We start from the raw sequence: 10,904 nt of genomic DNA, 5'->3' as shown, positions 1-10,904 counted from the left end.
TATTATCTGCGCTTTTGGCTTAGCATCTGCCGCACCTCGCTCGCCGTATCGGCACTTAGAATTATGCGGTATTGCCCAAGACTCTTTAACGCAAAATTCGGCTGTGTTTGTAGAAATAGACTAAATTTTCGACTTTTCAGATACACCCTAATTAAAATTAACGCTTTTTTCACCTTTTGACGTTGAACACGGTGTATAATAATCTAATACACTGTATAATGCAACGGTAAGTCTCAAAAGTAAAAGGAGGACAAACCATGGGTGAGTATGCGGCAATCGAAAAAGAAGCCAAGCTGTTTACAGAACTGTGTGTGCATAACGATGCCATTGATCCGAACCTGTTTGATGAGTTCGGTGTAAAGCGCGGCCTGCGCGATAAGGACGGCAACGGTGTGCTGGCCGGGATTACCAATATTTCCCGCATTGATGCGTTTGAAATGCGTGACGGCGTTAAAACCCCCTGCGATGGCAAGCTGTGGTACCGCGGGTATAACGTGTATGACCTGATCCGTGGTTTGCGCGGCAAGCGCTATGGCTTTGAGGAAGTTGCCTACCTGCTGCTGCTTGGCGATCTGCCCAATGAACAGCAGCTGCATGAATTTACCGACTGCCTGACCAAATGCCGTGCCCTGCCCAGCAACTTTGTGCGGGACGTTATCATGAAAGCCCCCAGCAAGGATCTGATGAACAGCCTGACCCGCAGCGTGCTGACCCTGGCTTCTTATGATGATTCGGTGGGGGATAACAGCCTGCAGACCCAGATGGAGCAGTGCATCAAGCTGATCAGTGTCTTCCCTATGCTGGCGGTGTATGGCTACCATGCCTATAATTACTACCTGAATGACGGCAGCATGTACATCCACCGCCCGCGGCCGGAGCTTTCGGCGGCAGAAAACCTGCTGCAGATGCTGCGCCCCGACCAGCAGTATACCCCGCTGGAAGCCCATGTTCTGGATATTGCTCTTCTGCTGCACATGGAGCACGGCGGCGGCAATAACTCCACTTTCACCACCCGCGTGGTCACTTCTTCGGGGGCGGATACCTACTCGGTCATTGCAGCGGCGCTTTCCAGCCTGAAGGGCCCCAAGCACGGCGGCGCGAACATCAAGGTCATGGAGATGATGGCCGATATCCGCGCCCATGTTTCCGATGTGACCGATGAGGACGAAATGCGCGCCTACATCGGCAAAATTGTAGATAAAGAGGCCTTTGACCATAAGGGCCTTGTGTACGGCATGGGCCATGCGGTCTACTCTCTGTCGGACCCGCGCGCGGTGGTGTTCAAGAGCTTTGTGCAGCAGCTGGCCATGGCCAAGGGCCGCAAGGCGGACTTTGACTTTTACAACACGGTGGAGCGCCTGGCCCCGCAGGTGATTGCCGAAAAGCGCCATATCTATAAAGGCGTTTCCACCAACGTGGACTTCTATTCCGGCTTTGTCTACAACATGCTGGGCATCCCCGTGGAACTGTATACCCCCATGTTCGCTGTGGCTCGTGTGGTCGGTTGGAGCGCCCACCGCATGGAAGAGCTGGTCAATGTGGATAAAATCATTCGCCCCGCGTACAAAAGTGTTATGGCAACCAGAGATTACCTGCCGATGGAAAACCGCGGCTGATTTCAGCCTTGCACTGGCGGGCCAGACCTGTTAAAATTATAGCGTAAGCATTTTGGGCATAGCCGCAAAGGCTGTGCCTTTTTTGTGGTATATCAGTAGGAGGAATCCCCATGAACGAAACACAGGTATCCCAGCTGCCGGTTTATGCCGGGAATGATCTTGGTGCAGTGTGGCGCAGCAGCGCTACGGCATTCCGCCTGTGGGCCCCCACGGCGTGCAGCGCGGCGCTGCACCGCTTTGCTACGGGCACGGACGCAGAGCCGGAAGCTGCCGACCTTGGCACCCTGGCTATGCAGCGCAGTGAGGGCGGCACCTGGTACCTGGAACTGGCGGGTGACCTGGCCGGGCAGTATTACCAGTATGAGCTGCAGTTCCCGGATGGAACCTCCACCGTTACAGCGGACCCCTACGCCCACGCAGCCGGGGCAGGGGGCACCCGCAGCATGGTGCTGAACCAGGCCGCCGCCGTGCCGGACGGCTGGCAGAAGGATGAACGCCCGGCTATCCCCGCCCATGCCCGCAGCGTGTGGGAGGTGCATGTGGCGGATTTTACCGCCGACCCGGCCAGCGGCGTGCCGCAGGCTTACCGCGGCAAGTTTATGGGCTTTACGGTGGACGGCACCACCCTGAACGGGGACGGCGTACACCCCACCGGGCTGAACTACCTTAAGCGGCTGGGTGTGACCCATGTGCAGCTGCAGCCTATTTTTGACTTTGCCACGGTGGACGAAGTGAGCGGCGAGGACTACAACTGGGGGTATGACCCGCTGAATTATAACCTGCCGGAGGGCAGCTATGCCACCGATGCGTTCCACGGCGAGGTGCGCGTGCGGGAATGCCGCGCCATGATCCAGGCCCTGCACAGCGCCGGGCTGGGCGTGGTGATGGATGTGGTGTATAATCATACCTATTATTCCTACAGCTGGCTGGAACGCACGGTGCCCGGCTACTGGAACCGCCGGTGGGAAAACGGAAGCCTGACCAACGGCTCCGGCTGCGGGTGTGACCTTGCCAGCGAGCGCACGATGGTGCGCAAGTATCTGGTGGATTCCTGTGTGTACTGGGCCAAAGAGTACCATATTGACGGGTTCCGCTTTGACCTGATGGCTCTGCACGATGTGGAAACCATGAACGCGATCCGCGCTGCACTGGATGCCCTGCCCGGCGGCGAAGATATCCTCATGTACGGTGAACCGTGGCAGGGCGGCAGCACCCGCATGGAACACGGCGCGATCCCCGCCAACAAACAGGCGGCGGGCCTGCTGGACAGCCGCATCGGATTTTTCTGCGATAACACCCGCGATGCCATCAAGGGCGGGGTGTTCAACGCGGGCAGCGCGGGCTACATCAACGGCGATATGCACTGTGGGTATCAAGTGCTGCATTCTATCCCGGCGTGGCGCGGCGGCCAGGCGGATTTTATGCCCCAGGCGCCGGGCCAGGTGGTGCAGTATGTTTCGGCCCATGATAACTATACCCTGTGGGATAAGCTGAAATGCGTGGCCCGCCGCGGGGATTATGCCGCGCCGGATGCCGATCTGCTGGCCCAGAACCGCATGGCGGCGGGTATTTACCTGACCTGCCAGGGTCTGCCGTTCATGCAGGGGGGCGAAGAGTTTGCCCGCACCAAGCATGGCGACCACAACACCTACCGCGGCCCGCTGGAGCTGAACCGCCTGGATTGGACGCGCGCCGCCCAGCTGGAGGAGCTGGTGCAGTATTATCACGGATTGTTGGAAATCCGCAAGGCGTATCCGGAGCTTTCCGGTATGGCGGGGGATGCAGAACCCTGCATTCTGTCCCTGCCGGGGTGGCTGATCGGCTTTGTGCCAGAGCGCCGGGGCGAAAGCCTGCCAGGGCGGCTGGCCGTTTATTATAACCCGGAGCGCACCCGCCAGTGGGCGGCCCTGCCTGCCGGGAGCTGGCGCTATCTGTGCGATGGTACCCGTGCCGCCGCCGAACCTTTTGGCCCCGCCTGCCGCAATGCCATCGAACTCGCCCCCGTCAGCGTGACGATTTTGAAGGTGGAATGAGTTTACGGGGGTTTTGTTCCTTCTTTGAAAAGAAGGAAGCAGAAACTTTAATAACGGGCCGTGCCGGATATCTCACCCCATCACCCACCCGCAAGGCGACGGGCGCACAATATGCGCCCCTACGAATAGAATCGCGGCACATCACGAAAAATATGGCCATTATTCTTTTTTGATTATTCTTTCCAAAACAAACACAAGGCCCGGTGCATCTTAAACCATGCACCGGGCCCCGCCTTATCTCCAATTCCTAATTGCTAATTTCTCATTTCTAATTAAAAACGAAAACTCCTCCCGCCTAACTTACCTCATCGCTTCCTCATACTTTCTCACAATGTCTTTCAGCGCCTCAAGGCCAATGGTGTAATCCTCCGGCGTGTCCAGCGAATGGTTGCCGCCCTCCACAAAATAGGTAGTGATGGCGGGGTCATCCTCCAAAGCACGGCGCAGCGCGGCACCGCCCAACGGGTCCGCAGTGCCGGTGGCGTGCCAGGCGGGCATCCCGGCGTAAAGCGGGGCATACTCCCACGCAAGGGGCGTTAATTGCAGCAGGGTCACATGGTATTCCGGGTGGGCCTTTACCCAACCGGCGGCCACCATCGTGCCAAAGCTCTTGGCAATGCAGATGTACCGGTCATACCCGGCGGGAATCTGCGTCATGGCGTCCTGCGCGGCGCCGGGGTAGCTTTTGGCGGCGCTGGCCTGCGGCGTTTCCTCGTGGGGGAACAGCTGGCTGTACTGCACCACCATGCAGTCCAACCCCTGCCGGCGGGCAACCTTGGCGGCATAATACAGCAGCGGTTTGTCCGGTCCGTAACCAAAGCCGGGGAACAAAACAACCAGCTTTTTCTCGTTCTGCATCACTTTACAAGCACCACATAGTTTTCTTTGCGCGGGGCAGGGGCCTTTTTGCCGCCCTCGGCAGCATAACCCAGGATGCAGTTGCCCACGCCGCGCAGGTTTTCGGCATTGGGCACACCCCACTTTTTCAGCAGGGCCTGGCCCTCGGCGGTTTCAAACATTTCCTTTGCGCGGTGGATCCAGCAGGCGGAAAGCCCCACGCTCTCGGCGGCGTTCAGCATGTTGCCCATCACCAGGCTGCCGTCCTCCACACAGGTGGGGATGGTTTTATCCACCAGCACAACGGCAACGCAGGGCGCACCATAGAACGGGTCACCATTGCCGCCCATCACGGCGGCGTTCATCTTGCTCAAAGTATCGCGGTCGGCCTTGTTCTGTATGCAGACAATCACCGGGCTCTGGCGGCCCATGCCGGTGGGGGCCCAGGTGCCGGCTTCCAGCACGGCGTTCAGTGCTTCCGGCTCCGGCATCTTGTCCAGGTAGCAGCGGCAGCTGCGGCGGGTTTTCATGGTATTCAAAACTTCATTGGTCATGGTAGTGCCATCCCTTTCATTTAATATTGCAGCTTTATTATACCATAGGGATGCAAGCGGATAAAACTTTCCTGAAAGTAAAATAAAATTTTTCCTGAATGGAAAAATGTGGTATGGTGTGCCACACCGCGCCGTGGTATGCTGGAAGCACACAAGGGAGGGCATAAACCATGAAACTGATGCTTGCACAAAATACCGCGCAGCAGCGCGCTGCCGCCCGTACTGAACAGCAGGCGTAGCGCCGGGCAGCTGCCTGCAAAAATGCCCTTGCCGCCCGCCGCTTGGCGGTTTATCAGGCCCGGCGGGCAGAATGGCAGGCAGGCCAACCCCTGCGCTGATGGCAAAGGGGCAGGGGAGAGCACGCCACCGCTGCGTGCGATAATTTATGAATAGCATGTAAAATCATACAGAATCATGGAAGGCCAGCCTTTTTCGGGCTGGTCTTATTTTTTGCGCCATGGTATAATGTCCCTAAGTCACGAACAAAACTGTAGAATAAGGAGAGAACGAACCCATGAAATTTTCCGAAATGCCCTATGAGCGCCCGGACATGAGCACCCTGAAAGAACAGTTTGCCGCACTGACCGAGCGTTTGCAGAACGCCCCTGACTATGCCGCTGCCCGCGCCGCTTTTTTGGAGGAGCAGGTGCTGAACAAGCATGTGGATACCCTGTTCACCCTGGCCAGCGTGCGCCATACCATTGATACGCGGGATAAGTTCTATGATGAAGAGATGGAATTTGCCAACAGCGCCATGCCGCAGATCCAGCAGTGGCAGGATTCCTGGACCGCCGCCATGCTGGCAAGCCCCTACCGCAAAAACTTTGCCGAAGAATACGGCGACCTGATGTTTGTGAACGCCGAAATTGAGCGCAAGGCATTCTCGCCCGATATCATGGAAGAACTGCAGCAGGAAAACGAGCTGACCCAGCAGTATGGCAAGCTGCTGGCCAGCGCACAGATCCCGTTTGAGGGCGGGGTGTACACTCTGTCCCAGCTGAGCCCGTTCAAGAATGACCCGGACGATGCCCGCCGCCTGGCCGCCTGGAAAGCCGAGGGCCAGTGGTATAAGGACAACCAGAAACAGCTGGATGATATTTATGACAAGCTGACCCACCTGCGGGATAAGATGGGCAAAAAGCTGGGGTACGAGGGTTACACCACCCTGGGCTACTACCGCATGGGCCGCAACTGCTATACCAAAGCGGATGTAGAAAAGTTCCGTGCCGCCGTGGTCAAGTATCTGGTGCCGCTGGCGGACAGCATCTACCGTGAGCAGGCCAAGCGCCTGGGCAAACAGTACCCCATGAGCTTTGCCGATAATGCCCTGATGTTCCGTTCCGGCAACCCCGCCCCCTGCGGCGATGCCGATGCCATTCTGGCCCAGGGTAAAAAATTCTATGAGGAACTTTCACCCGAAACCGGCATCTTCTTTAACACCATGCTGGACAATGAGCTGCTGGACGTGCTTTCCACCCCCGGCAAGGCGGCGGGCGGCTACTGCACCAGCCTGTGGGATTATCAGGTACCGTTCATTTTTGCCAACTTCAACGGCACCCAGCATGACGTTGAGGTGGTCACGCATGAAGCGGGTCATGCCTTTGCCGCATACACCAACCGTGACCGCGTGCCGTATTCCACCGTGTGGCCCAGCATGGAAGGATGCGAAGTCCACTCCATGTCGATGGAATTCTTTGCCTGGCCGTGGGCGGAGGGCTTCTTTGGCAAGGATACCCGCAAGTTCCTGTACAGCCACCTGGCCGGTGCGCTGACCTTTATCCCGTATGGCACCATGGTGGATCACTTCCAGCATATCGTGTACGAAAAGCCGGACCTGACCCCTGCCGAGCGCCACGCCGCCTGGAAAGAACTGCTGGGCATTTATATGCCGTGGATGAAGCTGGATGGCGAGATCCCGTTCTACAGCGAGGGTGAGGGCTGGCAGCGCCAGAAGCATATTTACGAAAGCCCCTTCTATTATATTGACTACTGCCTGGCACAGACCGTCAGCCTGCAGTTCTGGGCCATGCTGCAAAAGGACCGCGCCAACGCGTGGGAGCACTACATGGCATACACCCGCCAGGGCGGCAGCCGCGTGTTTACTGAGCTGCTGAAAAACGCCGGTCTGGACAGCCCGTTTGAGGAAAGCTGCCTGCGCGGCGTGTGCGAAACGGCCAAGCAGTGGTTGGACAGCTATGACCTGACGGGGATCGAATAATGCAGCAAAAGAAAACCCGCCGTGGGCGGGAATACCTGAATGACTTCCGCAGAGATGTCAACGGCAGCTACCTGTACCAGGGCAGCTACCGCCGCTATACCGGCAGCATGCCGTATGCCAAACTGCGGGGCCTGCTGTGGGCGCTGTGCGGCGGGGCACTGGCGGTGCTGGCGGCGGCGGGCATGGTGCCCGCGCCGGGGGCCATGCAGCAGTTTTATGTACTGCTGCCGTATGCCGGGGCGCTGGTGGCTGGCATCAGCGCGGTGTGGGCGCTGGCCCGCATGAGCCGCGGCGGGGCACGCCTGCGCAGCTATGTGTATGAAGAAACGGTAGCCAAACTGCCGCTGCGCTGCCTGTTGACCGGGGGGTTCGCCGCGCTGGCTGCAGTGGGGGAGTGTATGGACGTGTTCTTGAATGGCGGACAAGGCGCTATCTGGTATGCAGTATTATTTGCAGCGCTGGCCGCTGCGGCTGCTGCGGCTGCTTTTGCCGCAGGGCACACCATCCGGGCGGCAGTTTATACCGAAGAATCCGACTCCGGGCGCGAAGAGTAAAAGACCTTGCACCATAACGCAGAATTTAGCCCGCTAAAGTGCGGCGCGGAAGAATTTCACAAAATTCAGCGTGCTGTTATGGTTATCCTGCTGACTTTTATTTAGATGTTGCCAAAACGGCGTTTTTTGGTTGACAGAAATTGAAAATTGCGATATTATAACATGGTTATTGGTGACATTTGTTTGCGGTGAGGGAACACCGCAAATGCGGAAAGGCTTAAGCCTTTCTTATTTAACACTCCTTTTGGTAGTGTTAAAATTGCCGCCATTACCAAAATGATTTGGGAGGTTATACAAACATGAAAAACACCAAGCAAGTGCTTGCACTGGCCATGGCAGTTGCAATGGCTGCGGGCCTGCTGGCTGGCTGCGGTTCTTCCGCTTCCAGCAGCGCTGAGTCTGTTGCTTCCGGCGAGGCTACCAGCGAAGCCGCTGCTACCGATACCGGCAGCAGCGATGGCACCCTGGTTCTGGCAGATACCGGCTTTGAGGGCAAGTTCAGCCCGTTCTTCGCCGCTTCTTCCGCTGACCAGCACGTTATCGACCTGACCAACATTGCCCTGCTGGGCGCTGACCGTAAGGGCGAAATGATCCTGAAGGGCATCGAGGGTGAGACCCGCGAGTACAACGGCACCGATTACACCTACTATGGCCCCGCTGACTGCGAAGTGACCGAGAATGCTGACGGCACCGTTACCTATGCCATCAACATGCGCGATGACCTGGTCTTCGCTGACGGCACCCCCATCACCATTGATGACGTCATCTTCAACCTGTATGTTTACATGGACCCGACCTATGACGGTTCCGCCACCCTGTACTCCATGCCCATTGCCGGTCTGGATGATTACCGCAGCAGCATGACCACCCTGTCCAAGCTGATTGCTGAGGCAGGCGAGGACAACACTGATAACAGCCTGTTCACCGCTGAGCAGCAGAAGGCTTTCTGGGATGCTGTTAACGAAGGTGGCGTTGCTTTTGCACAGGAAATCATCGACGCCTGCGTATCTAACGGCTACGCTGAAGAGGACGACGTTGCCGCTGCTGCTTCCGCCTGGGGCTTTGACGGCCTGGCCGCTGACGCTACCGCTAAGGATTTCTTCCTGGCTATCGCAGAAAAATATGACTGGAACTTTGCTTCCATGGAAGCTGAGACCGCAGGCTCTGCTCTGTCTGACCTGATCCCGGCTGATGTTTATGCTTACTCCACCACCGGTGTTGCCACCGGCGCTGACGTTGACACCGTTTCCGGCATTGTCAAGACCGGCGATTACAGCATGACCATCACCACCACCGAGCTGTCCAACTCCATGATCTACCAGCTGCAGCTGCCTATCGCCTCCCTGGATTACTATGGCGACCGCAGCCTGTATGATTACGACAACCACTCCTACGGCTTCAAAAAGGGCGACCTGAGCAAGGTTCGTTCCGTCACCAGCACCCCCCTGGGCGCCGGCGCTTACACCTTCAATAAGTACAGCGATGGCGTCATCTACCTGGATGCCAACCCCAGCTACTATCAAGGCGAGCCCGCTGCCAAGCACGTCAACATGAAGGAAACCCAGGAAGCCGATAAGATCACCGGTGTTCAGGCCGGCACCATCGACATCTCCGATCCTTCTTACTCTCTGGAAGCTGCCAACCAGATCGCTACCATCAATGGTGGTAATTCTGACCTCGACGGCTCTGTCATCACCACCCGTCTGATGGACTTCCGCGGCTATGGCTACATTGCCCTGAGCGCCAACAACGTTAAGGTCGGCGATGATCCCGCTTCTGAGGAATCCAAGAACCTGCGCAAGGCTATCATGACCGTGATTGCCGCTTACCGTGATGAGGGCATCAACTCTTACTACGGCGATACCGCAAGCGTTATCAACTACCCCATCTCCAACACCTCCTGGGCAGCACCCTCCGTTACCGACGACGGCTACAAGATCGCTTACTCTACCGACGTTGACGGCAACGAGATCTACACCAGCGATATGAGCGGCGACACCAAGTATGCTGCTGCTCTGCAGGCCGCCCTCGGCTACTTCGAAGCAGCCGGCTACACCGTTGAAAACGGCCAGGTCACCGCAGCTCCGGCTGGCGCCAAGATGGAATACACCGTCAACATCGGCGCTTCCGGCAACGGCGACCACCCCTCTTTCCAGGTTCTGACCAATGCAGCCGCTGCCCTCAAGACCATCGGCTTCACCCTGACCGTCAACGACCTGGCAAACGCTTCTGACCTGTACAGCTCTTATCAGTCCGGCGTTGCCGAAGGCTGGGTTGCTGCATGGCAGTCCACCAACGACCCCGATATGTACCAGCTGTACGACAGCAAGGGTTCCACCAACTACTACCAGATCAATGATGCTGACCTGGACGAGCTGATCGAGACTGCCCGCCAGACCACCGATCAGGATGCCCGTAAGGCCATGTACAAGGAAGCTATGGAGATCATCCTGGATTGGGGCGTTGAACTGCCGGTTTACCAGCGCAGCGAATCCGCCATCTTCTCCAGCGAGCGTATCGACACCGCTACCATCCCCAACGATCTGACCCCGTACTGGACTTACCAGTCTGAAATCAATACGATCGCTCTGAAGTAATTTCAGCGCAGCCTGTTGTTGAATTTATGGTGAGCAGCCGCTCTTGGTGCCGCACTGGTTCTGGGAGCGGTTGCTTGCTGTTAGTACAAACGGCGGCAGCATTTGCAGCCCAAATGTGGCCGTCCCATTCCCCCGGACAGTTCCCTCTGTCCGAGGGAGGGGGATGCCCATATTCGGTATCAAAGTAATGAGGTGTATCTGAAAACAAAGAAAATGACGGATGTTTCGCAAACATGAGGCGAATTTAAGGCAAAAAGCTGCAGGAATCCTTTGTGGATTCCAAGGCTTTTTAACGCAAAATTCAGTCGTGTTTGTAGAAACAGGCTAAGGCAACACCGCACAATTCCCGCCTGACGGCTTAAGCACCGCTCCGGCGGCTGCGGCACGGCATCTGCGTTGCCAAAATGCTCGATAAGACTCCAGTATTATCTGCGCTTTTGGCTTAGCATCTGCCGCACCTCGCTCGCCGTATCGGCACTTAGAATTATGCGGTAT

Annotated in this window: 7 protein-coding genes; 5 read left to right on the top strand and 2 right to left on the bottom strand. The window is 57.2% G+C overall.

The window, feature by feature from the left end; all coding sequences use genetic code 11:
* The first annotated feature begins 257 nt into the window (after positions 1-257).
* Together C4885_RS13570 and pulA are read left to right on the top strand one after the other, a co-directional pair.
* Positions 258-1,616 (top strand): citrate/2-methylcitrate synthase, encoded by a 1,359-nt coding sequence (locus tag C4885_RS13570; RefSeq protein WP_114000848.1) that lies wholly within the window; start codon positions 258-260, stop codon positions 1,614-1,616.
* Positions 1,617-1,726: 110 nt separating this feature from the next.
* Positions 1,727-3,649, top strand: coding sequence for a type I pullulanase (gene pulA / locus C4885_RS13565; RefSeq protein WP_114000847.1), 1,923 nt, complete (start codon positions 1,727-1,729; stop codon positions 3,647-3,649).
* A 300-nt stretch (positions 3,650-3,949) separates the two neighbouring features.
* On the opposite strand, the gene C4885_RS13560 is transcribed toward pulA, so the two are convergent.
* Both C4885_RS13560 and C4885_RS13555 read right to left on the bottom strand, forming a co-directional pair.
* On the bottom strand, positions 3,950-4,507 hold the full coding sequence (locus tag C4885_RS13560) for a hypothetical protein (protein ID WP_114000846.1): 558 nt from the start codon (positions 4,505-4,507) through the stop codon (positions 3,950-3,952).
* Positions 4,507-5,040: a nitroreductase gene (locus tag C4885_RS13555; protein WP_114000845.1), complete on the bottom strand. Its 534-nt coding sequence runs from the start codon at positions 5,038-5,040 to the stop codon at positions 4,507-4,509. The genes C4885_RS13560 and C4885_RS13555 overlap by 1 nt, the downstream gene beginning before the upstream one ends.
* A gap of 514 nt (positions 5,041-5,554) precedes the next feature.
* Between C4885_RS13555 and C4885_RS13545 the strand changes: the two genes are divergently transcribed.
* From C4885_RS13545 to C4885_RS13535, 3 genes are all read left to right on the top strand, one after another.
* Positions 5,555-7,258, top strand: a complete 1,704-nt coding sequence (locus tag C4885_RS13545; protein ID WP_114000843.1) for a M3 family oligoendopeptidase — start codon at positions 5,555-5,557, stop codon at positions 7,256-7,258.
* Positions 7,258-7,812, top strand: coding sequence for a hypothetical protein (locus C4885_RS13540; protein WP_114000842.1), 555 nt, complete (start codon positions 7,258-7,260; stop codon positions 7,810-7,812). The genes C4885_RS13545 and C4885_RS13540 overlap by 1 nt, the downstream gene beginning before the upstream one ends.
* A gap of 299 nt (positions 7,813-8,111) precedes the next feature.
* Positions 8,112-10,409 carry an ABC transporter substrate-binding protein gene (locus tag C4885_RS13535; protein ID WP_114000841.1) on the top strand — a complete coding sequence of 766 codons (2,298 nt, stop codon included), beginning with the start codon at positions 8,112-8,114 and terminating at the stop codon, positions 10,407-10,409.
* Positions 10,410-10,904: the final 495 nt, after the last annotated feature.

This window comes from Subdoligranulum sp. APC924/74 (assembly GCF_003324125.1).
GTDB lineage: Bacteria > Bacillota > Clostridia > Oscillospirales > Ruminococcaceae > Gemmiger > Gemmiger qucibialis.
Note: the sequence above shows the minus strand (reverse complement) of the source record. Positions and strands in the feature narration are given on the sequence as shown.